The sequence below is a fragment of the Candidatus Villigracilis sp. genome, assembly GCF_057083605.1.
Genome location: NZ_JBXMTI010000062.1, coordinates 49,741 through 66,022, shown reverse-complemented (window position 1 = coordinate 66,022; position 16,282 = coordinate 49,741). Strand labels below are relative to the sequence as shown.

Here is a 16,282-nt window from a genome sequence, read left to right as displayed (position 1 = left end):
TTGGTGTTTGTTAAATCAGGAGACGATTAAACGATGACCTCAAAGCGTTGGACAAACGAGTTTTTGGATGAAATGCGTGGGGTGGCCGATCCGCTGGCTGATGAAGTGGTTAAGTCAGTCATCGAGTCTGGTGGGCTGGATGAGTTTAATAAAATGATCAGGCATCTGGTCAACAATCGAGATACATTGCCGGAGGCTATGCCGAAGATTGTCCACGACTATTTTGAGAAGACACAGGTTCTTCCGGAATGGGCGAATAGGGAGAAGATTGTCCGCGGTGAACGGGTTTTCGATCTGTATGGCCCCGAAATGATCATGATGCTTTTCTTCGTGTCTTTGCCATACGCCTATGCCACCAAAAAAGGCTCACACGTTCTTTCCATTACTGCGGAGCTAACACGCCATGTTCATCGTCGCATCTTTCGCACGGCACAATTCATTATGGACGTGATGCAGGCCGGAGGGTTGGGAGCAGGCGGCAGGGGAGTCCGAAGCGCGCAGAAGATACGTCTGCTCCACGCTTCCATCCGATATTACATCGCTCACAAAGATCAGTGGGCGAAGGAGTGGGATCCAGCCTGGGGCTTGCCGATCAATCAGGAGGATATGGCCGGCACGTTGATGGATTTCTCTGCGGGTGTCATGCGCGGGTTGCGCCGCTCGAAGATTGTTCTTTCTCCAGAGGATGCGGACGCTTATCTGCATTGCTGGATGGTCGTTGGTCATATCATCGGCGTTCGTGACGACCTGATGCCTGATTCAGTTTCTGATTCTTTTATCCTGGCTGAAACCATCATTGACCGCCAAAGAGGAAAGAGCGACTCTGGGAAACTCCTGGCAAAGGATTTGATTAAATTTATTCAAGGGTTCATGCCGCGCATCATGCATGGGTTTTCTGGCACAGCCATCCGCTATCTTTCGGGTGACAAGGTTGCAGACATTATTGAAAGCGGTCCATATAACTGGACGCTGATTGTTCTTAAAACGCAGATAGCTTTTTTCGACTTTATTGAAAAAATTAAACATAGATTCCCCAAGGCCCAGCGATTTGTCCGTTATTTGACCTGGATCTTAATTGACCGTGTCGTTCTTTATGAGGAGGGCGGTGAGTCGTATTTTCAGATCCCCGATTATCTGAGGCAGAACTGGCGTTTGTCAAAACGCAGGTAAATTTATCAAGGAGAAATTCAACATGGAAAATCGCGATTTTTGGTTATATGTTACCTATGGATTTTTGGCTGTCTTTTGGATACCGGCTTACATTCTGATCATCCGCCGTGGGATGTTAGACCATTCCTATGGAATGCCGATTGTCGCCATGTTGGGGAATTGGCCCTGGGAATGGATCTTCGGCTTGGATCTGGCAAGCCCCTGCCCGGTTGTTTGGGATACCTGCCCCGAGCGACCTTTGCAAATTGCAAATTTTCTGACTATGTTCTTTGACGCAGGTATTGTGTACACCATCATCCGCTTTGGGCGGGGTAAATTCTCAAATCCCTTTATCAAAAAGTACTTCTATCAGATACTCGTTTTCGGTTTGATCTCCTCCTTCTTGATCCAGTACACGTTTATTACCGAGGTCGGTTTTCCTAACGTTCATAAATTAGCCGTGAATGGCCAGGTTCCCCTCTTCCTGCCCGGGGATTCGGGCGGCTCTTATTCCGCATACATCCTCACCTTTGCCATGGGTATTTTATTCATCCATATGCTAACGGAACGGAATAGCCTTGAAGGCCAATCCTTTATCATCGCGATGGCTATGATGCTGGGAAATATCGCGGCCTATGTTTTTATTGCCATCTTGAACGAAGTCACGCCTTTTTTGAATGTCCTGTTTGGGCTGACAGTGTTCGTGAATATCATTTATGCAGTGATGGTCTATAAGAAGTCACTTGAGTTGGGAATTAATCCCTTCACGCGCTGGTAAGAAAGGCACTACCACAGAGACCACAAAGAGCACGGAGAAAAACGCTTAAAAAACTCTCCCGAAAGTACATCGGGACGATGTGTGGACTCCGTGTCCTCTGCGGTAAAGGCTTTCAGAAACAGACTCTGATGCTTACGTCTTGCCACGTTTCGTAAGAGCGATATTCACCTGCTCCAGCTCGTACGGAGTCTTTAATTCATCGAATATATTTTGCGCCCGCAGCAAATATTCCCTGCTTTCCTGCATTTCCGATATCAAACTCAACTCATAATAACCCCGCCCCAAGTCGTAAGGCTGGTGATGGCGCTCGGCCAGCCCGATACATTTTGTAAACTCCGTTTCGGCTTTTGACTTTCTCCCGATCAGTCGATTGTAAATGCCATTGTAGAGATGGCATTTTGCCTTATTAATGGTCAACTGTCTCAGCGCTTTCGTGAAGACAGGGATCCTGTGAAATAATTGCTGAATTCCTTCTCGCTCCTCGTTGTCAGGTTGAAATTGACCGGTTTGAATGCTTTGCCACACGCCGATTATGGCGTCCAATACCGGGCCATATTCCTGCATACTGCTGGAAAGGCCGGGCTTACCTGGCGCATGATGTTGATGCACAAATATGTTTTGTAGCGCAAGTTCGTCATTGCCAGCGCGCTGATATGCCAGACTTAATGCGCCGAAACGGGATGTGTTGAGAATCTTATCGTCCGCCTTTTTCATCGGGACATTGATACTATCTTCCAGAAATTGAATGGCTTCGTTGATGCTTCCCAGCATCAACAAGTTATATCCCATTCCATATAGTCCCCATGCCTGGTTTTGCGGGCTGTCAGACCGCGACGCCCTTTGATATTGCCCCTGCCACCGCTCCAAACTCTTTTCAAATTGACCTTGTAATTGCAGGCTCGTTGCGAGGGAAGCGGTCAACTCAGACCAACTGCGCATATCTCCGAGCCGGTCTGCCAATTGGATGCCGCCCTCTAAATTCTCATATGCATTGTCCCAATCACATTGCATAAATCGCACAACCCCTTCACGCAGCATAATGTAGATTTGCCCCGGGACGTTATTGGTTTTTGCAAGCATGTTTTGCCCAAGCTTTTTATAGGTTTGATACACCTTATCCAGCTTTGCCAGCCCGGAGATCATTTGCAGGTTTCCATATCCCTCGGTTATCAGGTCAGGCATACCAACACGCTCTGCCAAATTCAACCTGCGGAGCATACTCCAGGCCAGCAGCGTAGTGTTTTGGGCATAATAAAAAATATTTTCGATTTCGTTACGTGCCAATTCCTCTTCAATTTTGCGCTGGCTGTCGGGTAACTTCCCTGCCAATCTGCCGGGGATTTGGCGATTTAGGATTTGCACGCCTAATTCTTTCAATAAGAAAAGAATGGTGGTGAATCCATTTTTTGGAAGAGGGTTGCCAAGTAGTTTCAACGCCTGGGATAGGTGCTCTTCCGCTTCATTCAATTTGCCAAGCTTGAAAAATGCGCTGCCCAGTATTCGCTCCCAACGCGCATGTTGCAGAGTTTTTGCTGGTAGATCATTTCCTGGCTCCGTCTTATCCAGTTCCAAAGCCATATCAATGAAGTGGATGACATCTTCGTTTGAATAATGTTTCAACGATTGTTCAGCAGCTTTTTCGAGATAATAAATGGCTTTATCGTTTACTTCACCTTTCAGCCAGTGATGCGCAAGGCGCGCATAATGCGGCTGAAGATCATCCACATAATTTGTTTCATACCATTCGGCGATGGCGCAATGAAGCTGCTTACGCTGGCTGAAGGTCAAGAGGTTGTACACCACCTCCTGAAAAATAACATGTTTGAACAGGTAGGAGAGTTCGGGATCCAATGATTCCAGGTCGGTGATTCCAAGCTGGGTAAGATTTTGCAGATACTCCGTCAGTGTGGGCTTGTCGACTTTTGCGGGGTGTATATTGCTGAGCATGTTCAGGATGAAGATTCGGCCAATGACGCTGGCCACCTTCAAGGTCAATTGATGAGGCGCGGGCAGGCGGTCAATGCGCCTCGTGATCACGCCTTGAACTGTTTCCGGGAAATCGATCCTTGCCAACTCCTCGGCAGTATGCTCGATCATGGCTCTGTCGTTTTGAATGTTGATGATCTTTGAATCGCGCAAGGCATACGCGATTTCCTCCGAAAAGAATGGATTCCCCTGCGCCCTCGCCTGTATGAATTCAAGCACTGAGTCAGGAATGTGCTTGACGCCAAGCTTGCGCGAGACGAGTTCTGTTGTATCTTTAGGAGAGAGGTTGGTAAGTTGGAAGTGCTGCGTGTTTGGGTTGGAGATGATGCGGCTGAATTCATCCACAATCTGTGCAGAGGTTTCATTCTCTGTGATGGGGCGCGTGGCAATGACCAGCAATACAGATGTCAACTCGCGGTTGATATATCCGATCAGTGTCCATGTAGCCGCATCCAGCCACTGTGCGTCATCGAACAAAATAACGGAGGGGATTGCATTGCGGCTTTGAGCTAGTGAGTTTTGCAGAATACGCAAAAGTACCTCACGGGTGCTGGTTGCTCTGGCCTCTCCCTTCATCTGGCTGGTCAGTTCATTATCATCCCAATGCACGGGGAGTATGTCATTTAACAGCGGAGCACGACTCATTAGAAATTGATCATCCTGAAGCGCGGATAGAACCTTCCTTTGAATGGATTGCTGATCGTCAAGCTCGGAAATTTCCAACAACGCTTCCAATATGGACTTGATCGCAAAATACTGCGTAGTCATCTCAACCGGGTCTGCCTGCCCGGATAACACTCGAATTTCATTCGCCAGGGCTTGTTCAGAGAAAAAGGATAATAATCGGGATTTTCCGATCCCAGCTTCACCTTCGATAATTATCGTTCCAGGTGCTTCGATTAAATTAAGTACATCCAACAACTTCTGGCTGAGTATCTTTCGCTCCTGCTCTCGTCCCAGGATGATATTCTTTGGAGCGGACTCGATCTGCGTCTTTAACTTGCCCGTCAGCAGCGAAGGGGACATTGGCTTTTCAATGCCTTTGAATTCTATGGGAGCCAGCGGCAGGAAGGAATAATTTGAAGCAAGCTCTGCCACATGCGGCGAAACCAGAATTTGCCCCGCCTTTGCATGGTTCATTAATCTGGCCGCCAGGTTGACTTCGCCTCCAATGGCGCTGTACGTCCGCGCCGTTTGGCCGCCATGCGCCCCAGCCCAAACTGGGCCATGCGTCAACCCAATTTGAATTTCTTCGATGAATCCGAGCTCAAGAACTTCGGACTTAATTCGCAAAGCCGCCGCAAGCGCCCGGTCGATACTATCTTCATGGGCAATGGGTGCACCAAAGACAATATACAAATTACTGCCCTTATCGCCGATGGTTAAATCGCAAAGATACCCTTCATACCTCGCCAAAATACCCTGGACACATTGAACGAATTGATCCAGTTTTTTCCCGGCCATTTCATCCTGGTCGTAATCAATGCCGCTGAACTTTAAGAACATGGGCACGGCCAGCCTCAGTTCCGTCAGGAATTCAATTTCTCCCTCTGAAATTCGTTCGTAAATAGGTCTAAAGACCCATTTCTTTGCTATCTCGATATCCAAATTTGAAACAAGTGGCCACGGATGAGGCTCTGCCAGTTCAGTCAGATTTTCAAAAACGGCAATTCGTTCTCCGCCCTCAACCTGCCTCCATGAGAAACTTTCAACTTTATCTTTAATTTCCTCAAAGACTTCCTCGTATATTGCAATTTCTCCGCGTTGGATCAATTCCTGTGCTTTCACCACACGCAGAAGTTCCTGCCCTGCCAGGGCTTCCAGAAGCTGAATATTTGGGTCACCGACCAGGAATCTTTGCACGGGCCCAACTGAAATGGCGATCTTGATCCCAAGCGAGAATGAAGACAAAGAGGAGATCTTGATCATCTCATATTGTTTCATAATTCTTTGCATCACCACAGCGCAGGATGCAGCACACTCTCCGCGATCTTGATCAAACCAGCAGGTCAGCCCATCGCCGGTGATATCCACCACACTTCCGCCATAATTGTGGACTGCCCCAATTAATTCTGTGTAGATGGGATCAAGCTGACGCGTCAATTCCTCCGCCCCGCGTTGAGGACCAAGTTGAGTGGAAAGCTCCCCGGTAAGTTTTGTGAACCCGGATAAATCTGCAAATAATACCGCCCCGCGCGAACGTGTTGGCAGCGTCTCCCCCTTTAACAGTGCCTGCCTTCTATCTTCTGGAATAAAAAAGTCAAGGGTTGCTTTTGGCATTTGGGAATGCAGAATTAATGATTACATTATATATCAACATATCGACTGGGATATCATCGTTTCATTGCTAACATCAAAACTCCATACCCTTCCGATGGCATGGCGCAATGTGAAAAAGAACGGCCCTGCAAGAAATTGCAGGGCCGTTTTGGTTTTATTCGTAGGCGGGGGTGATGGGCGCGGTGAACTTGGGTGCTTTTTGTATCCCGCGCTCAAACGCGCGTTTCTCTGCGCGCAGCACATCGATCTTACGTTGAACGTGCGGCGAGAAAAAGCCTGCATATCGTTTTTGAAGCTCTGGCCGTTGCCAATCATTGCCGCTTACATACTTACGGCAATTGGAGCTTCCACAGCCACACTCAAATTCATCGTAGGGCATGGTATCGCACATGGCATAATCAAAACAAACTTCCTCGCCAATTTTAATGTCGCGCATTGCAACGAGTCCGATCTGACCCGAAAGACCTGCATTCGGATTGCAGGAATGATTGACATAATCTCCTTCGCCAATGGGGCGCGGCACCAGGAAATGACGGTCTTCTACCTGGATGCACAAACTGCGCTCACGGTCTGGAAGGTGAATAAAGGCGTCCCATTCATACACGACGCCCCCGAAAACGGCAACGAGATCACCCTTTTGAATGGGCTGTAATGCGTAGATGCCGTTTCCACTGCCATTGGCTTTCGGGCGGCCTTCCAACTTAGAAGACAGATAGGAACTTGGTTGCTTGGACATTCATATAACTTCCTTTCAATATGTGGATTAAAGATGAACAGCGCCCTCCCCGGTGGTCGAGCCGGGAAAAACGCCATTGATTTTTCAATAATACATTAAATATTCGGCCTGTAAAGGTTTTGAGCCGTGTAAATTATTTTATTTTTGTTAAGGATTAGTTAATGAAACCCCCTTTGCAATTCATAAAAACATTTGCAAAGCCAATCAGACTGCAAAAACGTTAGCGCAAATTTGACGAGATAAAAAACGCCTCACACTCCACCGAAAATTGATTCTGCTCAATCGGCATGGTCATTGACTTGAAGTTATTCGATCCACTGTGGCCCCCAGTCTGGTTCAGGGTCGTTGGTTAGTTGCACTTGATTCGTGCCATCCGCGCGCATGATGTATAGGTCAGCCTGGTCGTCATTGCGCAGGGAATTAAATACGATATAAAGACCATCAGGTGAATAGGATGCACCTGCATTATTGCCGCCGTCGGTGAGTTGAACATAATCTCCCGTACTGGCATCAATTTTGAATATATCCTTATCCCCAAATGAGCCCGCGTAAATCAGCAGATTCTTACTATCAGGCGACCAATCGATACTGCCTCCAATCCCTTGTAGTCCCTCGGATATGCGGATGTGATTTCTGCCATCCGTATCCATGATGAAGATTTCATATTCTTGTGGAATTCCAATAGACATGGCATAAGCAATCTTTTCCCCGTCAGGCGACCAGGCGGTTGCCACGATGGTGTCTGATCCTGCATAAACCAGGTGTGGATTTAGCCCATCTGCATTCACCATCCAGATCGATGTTGGTCCGTCTGATGCGCGGTTTGCAAAAACGATCCTGCGGCCATCCGGGGAATAATCAGGTGAAACAACATTGCCCACATTTTCAGTAATTTGAAATAATTCTTTTTGGCTAAATAATAAAAGATAAAGATCAAAGGAGCCATTGCGGTTGGATGAAAACAACAGCGATCTGCCATCCGGTGTGAAGACGGGGTAATAATTACTGGCTTCCATGTCAGTCAGTTGGGAGAGTCCACTGCCGTCGCGGTTAATCATGCAGAGTTGGTTGAAATCGCCGCGAGTGCAGGTGAAAGCAATCCGCCCGCCATGTGGGTCTGTTGGTTTGGGGATGGGAGTGAAGGTGGGTGGGGGAGTGTAGTCTGATGCGAAGGCTGTGAATTGCACCGGCGTAGCGATGATGACTTCAGCCGGTCGCACAAACCAAAATAGGGAAAAAAAACCAGCAATGACAAATAGTAAAATGAACGGAACGATGCCGATGCGCGAGCTTTTCTTTTTTGGCGCAGTCAATGAGGCAAGCCTGTCCTCCAAGGGCGGGGTATCCTGGCTGAGGATGTTTACTTTGGGGGGTGGTAGGAACTGCCATTCGCCAAGAATAGCCGAGGTAACAGGAGCATTTGTCGGCTTGATTTGAAGCGGAATTTCATCCACAGCAACACGAGCCGCAAGCGCCAGCGATGAAAGCAATTCGGTGGTGGTCTTGAGTCTGTCGCTGGGATTTTTTCGAAGCGCCCAAAGGATCATCCGTGAAAAATGATCGGGGATTCCTTTATTTAGCGAAATGGGTGCGGGGGGTGAGCCTTCAAGATGGGTTTTGCGAATGGTTTCATTTGTTTTAGGCGCGTGCTTTCCATTGATCCATGCACCTGTGATAAGCTCGTAAAGAATGACCGCAAGCGCATAAGCGTCATTTGCAGTATCGAGCCGCAGGCCGTTGAGTTGTTCCGGGGATGTGTATGTCTGTGGATATTTGCTGAGGCTGCGAACATCCTTTGTGCCGTTGGGGTAGGCGTTCGCAATTCCGCCCACGATGATCTCGCCTCGCTGGTTGATATGAATTAATTCAGGTACAAGGTTTAGGTGTAAATAATTGCGTGTGTGAAGCGCATCAAGCGCATGGCAAATGGCTTTTGTATATGTAAGAGCTTCGTTTACGCTGACGGGTGTTTTATCAAGGATGTTGCGCAGGGATGGGCCGTCTACCCATTCTTCGAGTAGAAATGCGAGCGTGGGAGTTTGGTGTAAATCCAGGTATTTAGCCAGGTTTGGATGCGATATATTTTGAAGCTTGGCGGCTTTGGCCTCAAGCTCCTTGATTGCATCGGGATTTTCAGAAATTGTTTGTGCGAGAAGCGTGAGCGCAAGTGGCTTGTTGCTTCGTTCATCTGTAGCGCGATAGAGTTCACCAAGCGGCGTAAGCGTAATAAATTCTTCAACATGATACTGGTTGAGAAGAGATTTACCCGTGATTGGTGAAGACATCTGTGAGTTAAATTAAAGTTGACCCTGGAGTGACTATCATAAGGCCCATGACAGCATCAGGCCGAATATGGCAATGATCAAACCAATGTGCAGGAGCAGGTTAGTGGTGGAGAGTATGCTGCCGGGAAAGACAAATTGAACGATTAGATTGCAAATGATCAGAAAGAGACCCAGGATGGGGAGCAGACCTTTGCGGTGTGCAAGAAATTCCGATAAACGGTCTAATAATTTTGAGATCATACTTCCTCCATGTCGCTTTCTTCGAGATCTTCGAGCGTATTTTCAGCTTGCTTTGGTTTCACCAGCCAGGGGGAATATTGTGCCAAAAGCCTGCCGGGGATTCGTCCATGCATGACTACGCCACCGCGTTCATGTTCCACGCGATCCACCAGCCCGAGTTCATGGAAGAGAGAAATCAACGCACCTTCCTTATATGGGAGCCTGACATGAATGAATGTATATGCCTCAAATAATTCTTCATGGATAAGATAAAGCAGCCCCGTTATGCCGGTGCCATCCAGGGCAGATATAGCAACTGCTTTTGGAAAGTTTTCCAATATTTCGCGCGCATTTTCTGGATGATTTAAGAGATCCGCTTTGTTTAGTGCAGTGACCATGGGAATGTGGTTTGCGTCTATTTCTTCCAATGTCTCCTGCACAGCCTGGAATTGACCAAGCGCATTTGGGTGGGAAATATCCACAACATGCAGGAGCAGATCAGCTTCTGCAATTTCTTCCAGGGTGGCGTGGAATGCGGCAATCAGCGAAGTGGGCAATTTTTGAATGAAGCCGACTGTATCTGTGAACAATGCCAGATCGTCACCGGGTAATTGCACGCGGCGGGTAGTTGGGTCTAGTGTGGCAAATAATTGATCCGCTACATAGACTTCAGATTTTGCGAGCCGATTGAGCAAAGTGGATTTACCAGCATTGGTATAACCGACAAACGCAACTGTAGGGATGCGCGAGCGTTTACGTTGTGCGCGGTATCTCATACGGTGAGCTTCTACCTTTTCGAGTTCTTTTTTGATGTGTGAAATCCGCGTGCGGATCGCGCGGCGGTCAACCTCAAGCTGTGTTTCGCCGGGGCCGCGCAAGCCAACGCCTCCAGTGGAGCCGGCGCGTCCACCGCCGCCGCCAGCTTGTCTTTCAAGATGGGTCCAGGCGCGGGTGAGGCGCGGAAGGTTGTATTCGTACTGGGCGAGTTCCACTTGCAACATACCCTCGCTGGTATGAGCATGTTGTGCGAAGATATCGAGGATGAGCGCGGTGCGGTCAATCACGCGGATGGTTAAGCCGAGGGCCTTTTCCAATTCACGTTGATGGCGTGGGGAGAGTTCATCGTCGAAGATAACCACATCGGCCAGGGTTTCCTCGGCGAATGCTTTTAGTTCCGCCACTTTACCGGGGCCGATATATGTTTCAACATGCGGACGTTGCAATTTTTGCGTTAACTCACCGACCACATCTACGCCGGCAGTATCTGCCAACAGAGCCAGTTCTGCGAGTGAATCTTCAAGAGAAAGGATTTGTTTTTTGCCGTAAATTTCAACGCCGACGAGAAATGCGCGTTCACGCGGCGCTGTTGTTGGTTGAGGGGTTTTCTTTGCCAATGGTGTTTACTTCCGATTCTGTTTTTTGTTGAAATGGCCCGAAGAACTTGGTCATCTTTGGGTCCGTAGGTTCTGTGCGCGTAGGCAGTAAGACATGAAAGGTCGAACCTTTTAATTTTACTTCGTCATAACCTTCGGATTCAACCCATATCGTACCACCGTGTGCTTCGATAATGCCGCGAGTAATGGGGAGACCGAGCCCGGGTCCGCCGCCTTTAAATTTTGTCTTGCCGCTTGAGTGCAGGCCTGTTTTTCCGAGTTGCTCGAACTTCTCAAAGATCGTGGCCTGATGTTCCGGTGAAATGCCGATGCCTGTGTCAGAGATGATGATCTCTACGAAACCGGGCAGCAGGCGTCCGTTAATTGTGATCGTGCCTCTATCTGGTGTGTATTTGATGGCATTGGATGCAACATTATGCAGCGCTTGATACAAACGTTCCGAGTCGCCATAGATCATTAAGTCACTGCCTTCAAAATCGTGGATGACCAGATTCTGCCCGCGCTCGGCGGTGGGTTTCTGAAGTTCATTCTTGAGAAGGGTTAATAAATGGCTGATCCACAACGGTTGAAAGTTAAGGGTCAGCAGGTGATTATCGATCAATGAAACGTCGATCATGTCATCGATGATATGCCGCAGGCGGGTGATGCCTGTGTTGACGCCTTTAAGTAAATCGTCCATTTGGCGCTGCTTGGCTTGCTGGGCAATATCCACCATCATGGAGGTGTAGCCTTCGATCAGGGTGAGCGGTGTTTTTAATTCGTGCGCCGCTACAGAAATGAAGTTGGATTTGTTGCGGTCCAGTTGTTGCAATTTTTCCTGAGTCTTGCCAAGCTCATTGGAGATGTGCGCGACACGCGTTTCCATTTCATAGCGGACGACGACACTCAAGCTGTGGGTGAGGATCGGGATGACGGCGGCGAGCAGTTCGAGTGCATCCTTCTTGTTCAGGTTCTCTCGCGCGACTTCTATAGTGAGCGCCATCATTCGGCTGACAACGAATGAAACGAAATAATCACCCTCATCCAAATTTGTTTCCGTGGGAGAGCGCCCCCAGTCATACAGGATCGGGTCAAGCCAGGCTGTATCGCCGGTCATGACGGTTTGCACTAACAATTCAAAAAACCGTTCAAGTTGTTCCGTAAAACCAACGCGAACACCTTCGCCGCTCGCCAATTCGCGAGAGATGCGTTCCACCCAGGGGGTGCGAATTTTTTGCAGTGACTCCTGTAATGTCATTGATATAAGTTTACGCCGAGTTCAGTCTTTTGACCATATTGTTTTATCCACAGATTTAGCGATGTTACAGATTTTCAAATGAAATCTGCGTAATCTGCGGATACTCTTTCATTGTGCAGATTGCTCCACGATCCAGTTCCATAATGTTTCACCAACCGCTTGCAAACTTTCCGCAGAGACTTTATCAACGGTGTCTTGAGTAGTGTGCCAATATTCATAGTCGAAATCGATAATGTCTACGGCTGGAATGCCTGCTTGAAGGAATGGTGTATGGTCATCCAACATGCTGTGTTTTTCTTCGTTGATGAAAACCTCGCCATGTCCTAATCTTTCAGCCGTCGCCCAAATTTCTGTGCGGATGGCAACATTGGAATTTTTTTCCAAATAAATATTCAGATCGGCATCGCCGATCATATCTACAATGACGACGGCACGAGGCTGGATGGAGATTTCCTCCACAAAGGCGCGGGAGCCGAGTATCCAATCCCAGCCTTCGATGCGGCCGTTATCTTCGGTATCAAAGAAGACCAGCCAAATGGGAACGGTATCTTTGGGCAAAGTTCGAGCTAATTCAAGTAGAACAGCCACACCAGAGGCACCGTCATTTGCCCCGGGCACAGGCTCGGTTTGTTTGTTGATGTCGGGATCGTGGTCGGCATAGAAGCGGGTGTCATAGTGTGCGCCAAGAATGATCTCTGGCATATCCTCATTTCGTTTTGCAATGATGTTGTAGATGGGATGCCCTATGCGTTCCGTTTCATGGACTTCGACCATCCAGCCAGCGGATTCCAATTCCGCGCGCATCCATTCGCGGACCTGGGCATGTCCCTGCGACCCGGGCGTTCGCGGCCCGAAAGCGACCTGGGTTTGCACGTCGGCATAAGCGTGGGAACCCTCAAAGGAAACAGGATCAGATTCAATGGTCAGGAATGAGGCGATGTACCAGGCCGCAACCACGGCCAGAAGAGCGAAGATCAAAGTCAGGTAGATAACTGCAGCACGTCTGGTCATTGATTCTCTTCAAGATATTTTTCAAGTGAGCTTGCGGCGCGATCCGCGTAGGCCTGTCCACGTTCGCGTTTTCCGATTTTGGAAATGAGTTCGAGCGGCGGCAGAATACCGAAGTTTGCTTTCATGGGTTGAAAATCTTTCAGGCTGGCATGTGTGACGTAATGACAAAGTGTGCCGAGCATACTCTCCTGTGGAAGTGTAAGCAGCGATTTTTGTTTTAACAAACGTGCGGCATTGATGCCCGCCAGCAGGCCTGTGGCAATGTTGCCCATGTAACCTTCCACACCTGTGATCTGGCCCGCGAAAAAAAGATCATCGCGAGTAATGTGTTGAAGTGTGGGGCGCAGAAGTTTGGGCGATGCAATAAAAGTGTTGCGGTGCATCTGACCATAACGCTCGAACTCTGCATTTTCCAAGCCGGGGATCATGCGCAGCACCCGCCTTTGTTCTGGAAATTTTAGGTTGGTTTGAAAGCCAACCAGGTTATATAGACTTCCTGCAAGGTTATCCTGCCGAAGTTGTACAACCGCATATGGTCGTCTACCTGTGCGCGGGTCTCTTAGCCCAACAGGCCGCATAGGGCCGAAGGCAAGCGAGTCCTCTCCGCGTTCGGCGATGATTTCGATAGGTAAACAACCCTCGAAGAATTGTCCTGCTTTCACACCAGTGCGAATGGCTGCTTCAAAAGAATGCAACTCAATTCGTTCGGCGGCTTGCAGCGCGTTGACGAAAGCATAATATTCTTCTTTTGCAAAAGGACAGTTGATGTAATCGCCTTCATCTTGATCGCCTTTGTCATAACGGGAGGCGCGAAAGGCGATTTCCATGTTAATAGATTCTGCGCGGACGATGGGCGCGATGGCATCAAAGAAAAAGAGATGTTCTTCTCCGCTTAGCTTTGCAATAGACTTTGAAAGGCTTTCAGATGTCAACGGCCCGCTTGCTACAACAACAGGCGTGGAAGGAATTTCCTTCATCTCTTCACGCACGACTTCAATGTTTGGGTGTTTCTGGATTCTCTCGGTGACTTTACAGGCAAAGGCTTCGCGGTCTACCGCCAATGCCGCGCCCGCAGGAAGCGCCGATGCTTCGGCACATTCCAGCAGCATCGAATTAAAGAGCCTGAGTTCGTTTTTCAAGACTCCCGAAGCGCGGTCAGGCAGGTTCGAGCCAAGCGAATTGGAACAAACCAATTCAGCCAGGTCGCCGCTGAGATGTGCGCCGGTTGGGTTTGTGGGGCGCATTTCATAAAGTTTTACTTTCAGTCCGCTTTGCGCGATCTGCCAGGCGGCTTCACTACCGGACAGCCCGCCGCCGATTACGATAATGTCAGTCATAGGGATGTTATTTTACCAGCGGTAGGGAAGCAGAGACTGGAGATTAGAGATTAGGAAGGATCTAATTTTCTGAATCCCTTATTTTGCATCCCTTATCTTTTGCATCCTGTTTTGAAGCCTGGGAGATGAAATACTACTATTGTCCAGAACAATCTGTCACACAAATTGTGTGTGTGATAGCCTGTTACCTCTGACAAAAGCATCACTTTTGACAAGGGTTTTAAGCTACTTGTAATTTCATCAGGAATTTGCTATGCTCTTTCTGCAGGGAGTGAAGCTTGGTGGAAAATGGAAACAAAAGAAACTTCACCTTCAAAATCCAGTAATATCCCCAAACAGCGCGGATTCCTCTTCGGGTTAATCCGCACTGCCTTCATCTTGGAATCGCCATTGCTCTTCTATTATGGCTACGGCTGAGGTTTGTGGGGACGAAACAGTTTCCTGTTGCAGTATCTTTTCAGTGCAGTTGCCATAATGTAACGTAAGAAAAGGAGTAAACCATGAAGCAGTCACGAAAAGCAAGGAATTTGTTTGAAACTATGTTAATCATCGGGTTGATCCTGATCATTCCATTGTTCTTTGCGATGAAAACAGGAGCAGATAAGCTGGCCGTAGAAACTACAGCTCCAGCAACGGATGTCCCAACATTGTTGCCAGAAACGACGCCATCTGTCTCTTCGCCTGCAACAACGGCAAAACAGCCACCCGCATGTACTTTCCCTTTGGCGCAGACAACAACTGTGATGTCAACGCCGGAGGCGTACACTTTTTCGGAACCAAAGATAGTTTTAACCGAACCCGACAACATTTATGATATTGTCGAATGGCTGCCTGACAACCAGCAAGTATTAATAACACAAGACCTAAACAACACCAGGGAAAAAGATAAACTTCTCCAACAAACTATAGAGTTGTACAACCCCGAGACGGGCGAGTCAAAAGTATATGCCATCCGCTATCACATTGAAGAGCTTCCATCGTGGCAGCAAGAATTGAATGCAGTGGTGTATCCAGCTATGAATTTTCTGGGTTTTGAAGAAAATGTAAATAAGCTTAAGTTTACCCGCCAACTGTGGGTGAGTTATGGCGACCCTAATACTGCGCAAAGGCTCGCCGACGACCTACCTCAATTTCCCATAGCCGTCAAACCGGGTGGCGACGAGATGCTTTACCTGTCAGATAAGAAAATATTCAAAAAGAATGGTGCATTAAAGGACATTCCGTCTATCGCTTTTGATTCGACTCAGTGGGATTATGCCAAAGGACGAAGAAGCAATGTACCGGTATCTTATAAGATGGCTTGGCAACCTAACACGTCGCTAATTTTCTTATATGGCGATGGCATTTTCCGCCTGGATGGTTACACATATATTTTGGATACTGATACCGGGCAGGTTTGCGAGTTAAACTTGAGTGGATGGGCGACAAAAGCACGTTGGAGTTCGGACGGGCGCTATCTTGCCATTATTCGAACGCATGACCACTTTCCAATTAGCTCAAGTGATTTAGCCGTGTTGGACACAAAAACAGGGAATGTATATAGAGTGGATGTTACAGCACGGGAAGTAGCAGGTAAGCACTTGGTAGATGATATCGTTTGGGCACCAGATAACCGTCATCTATTAGCGATTGGAAGATTCTTACCATATCAAAATACAAATCAGACTGAAGACGATCATAGTAGGTTATATCTTGTTGACTTCTTATCCGGACAGAGTGACGATATTCTGCCGATGTACACTTTTTACGCAGCTTCTTCAAAAGGTAATCTTGCTTGGTCACCGGATGGCTTGAAAGTGTTAGTAAGGTGTCCAACGGCGGCAGATGAGCGAATTTGTTTTATCGCCGTTCAGAGAAGTGAACAGTAATA

General features: G+C 48.0%; 12 protein-coding genes. 4 read left to right on the top strand and 8 right to left on the bottom strand.

Features of this window, described 5'->3' with window-relative positions; all coding sequences use genetic code 11:
* Positions 1–33: 33 nt before the first annotated feature.
* Complete coding sequence (locus AC14M5_RS09405) at positions 34–1,170, top strand: oxygenase MpaB family protein (RefSeq protein WP_484029400.1); 1,137 nt, start codon at positions 34–36, stop codon at positions 1,168–1,170.
* A 22-nt stretch (positions 1,171–1,192) separates the two neighbouring features.
* A complete protein-coding gene (locus AC14M5_RS09400) occupies positions 1,193–1,927 on the top strand; it encodes a transmembrane-type terpene cyclase (protein ID WP_484029399.1) in 735 nt (244 codons plus the stop codon).
* Positions 1,928–2,059: 132 nt separating this feature from the next.
* Here AC14M5_RS09400 and AC14M5_RS09395 read toward each other — a convergent pair whose 3' ends face one another.
* The 8 genes from AC14M5_RS09395 to trmFO all read right to left on the bottom strand — a co-directional run bounded on the left by AC14M5_RS09395 (position 2,060) and on the right by trmFO (position 14,412).
* Positions 2,060–6,193: an AAA family ATPase gene (locus AC14M5_RS09395; RefSeq protein ID WP_484029398.1), complete on the bottom strand. Its 4,134-nt coding sequence runs from the start codon at positions 6,191–6,193 to the stop codon at positions 2,060–2,062.
* Positions 6,194–6,347: 154 nt separating this feature from the next.
* Positions 6,348–6,929, bottom strand: a complete 582-nt coding sequence (locus AC14M5_RS09390) for an SET domain-containing protein (protein ID WP_484029397.1) — start codon at positions 6,927–6,929, stop codon at positions 6,348–6,350.
* A 305-nt stretch (positions 6,930–7,234) separates the two neighbouring features.
* Positions 7,235–9,214 carry a protein kinase domain-containing protein gene (locus AC14M5_RS09385; protein ID WP_484029396.1) on the bottom strand — a complete coding sequence of 660 codons (1,980 nt, stop codon included), beginning with the start codon at positions 9,212–9,214 and terminating at the stop codon, positions 7,235–7,237.
* A gap of 36 nt (positions 9,215–9,250) precedes the next feature.
* Complete coding sequence (locus AC14M5_RS09380; RefSeq protein WP_484029395.1) at positions 9,251–9,454, bottom strand: hypothetical protein; 204 nt, start codon at positions 9,452–9,454, stop codon at positions 9,251–9,253.
* Positions 9,451–10,827: a GTPase HflX gene (hflX, locus tag AC14M5_RS09375; protein WP_484029394.1), complete on the bottom strand. Its 1,377-nt coding sequence runs from the start codon at positions 10,825–10,827 to the stop codon at positions 9,451–9,453. Before hflX ends, AC14M5_RS09380 begins: the two co-directional genes overlap by 4 nt.
* Positions 10,787–12,064: a sensor histidine kinase gene (locus AC14M5_RS09370; RefSeq protein ID WP_484029393.1), complete on the bottom strand. Its 1,278-nt coding sequence runs from the start codon at positions 12,062–12,064 to the stop codon at positions 10,787–10,789. Before AC14M5_RS09370 ends, hflX begins: the two co-directional genes overlap by 41 nt.
* Positions 12,065–12,172: 108 nt before the next feature.
* Entirely contained in the window at positions 12,173–13,075 is a 903-nt protein-coding gene (locus AC14M5_RS09365) for a M28 family peptidase (protein WP_484029392.1), read from the bottom strand.
* Positions 13,072–14,412: a methylenetetrahydrofolate--tRNA-(uracil(54)-C(5))-methyltransferase (FADH(2)-oxidizing) TrmFO gene (trmFO, locus tag AC14M5_RS09360; protein WP_484029391.1), complete on the bottom strand. Its 1,341-nt coding sequence runs from the start codon at positions 14,410–14,412 to the stop codon at positions 13,072–13,074. Before trmFO ends, AC14M5_RS09365 begins: the two co-directional genes overlap by 4 nt.
* Before the next feature lie 288 nt (positions 14,413–14,700).
* Here trmFO and AC14M5_RS09355 point away from each other — a divergent pair, with 288 nt between their 5' ends.
* A complete protein-coding gene (locus tag AC14M5_RS09355; RefSeq protein ID WP_484029390.1) occupies positions 14,701–14,829 on the top strand; it encodes a hypothetical protein in 129 nt (42 codons plus the stop codon).
* An 83-nt stretch (positions 14,830–14,912) separates the two neighbouring features.
* The gene (locus AC14M5_RS09350) at positions 14,913–16,280 is read left to right on the top strand and encodes a TolB family protein (protein WP_484029389.1); all 1,368 of its coding nucleotides are present in this window, start codon (positions 14,913–14,915) and stop codon (positions 16,278–16,280) included.
* Positions 16,281–16,282: the final 2 nt, after the last annotated feature.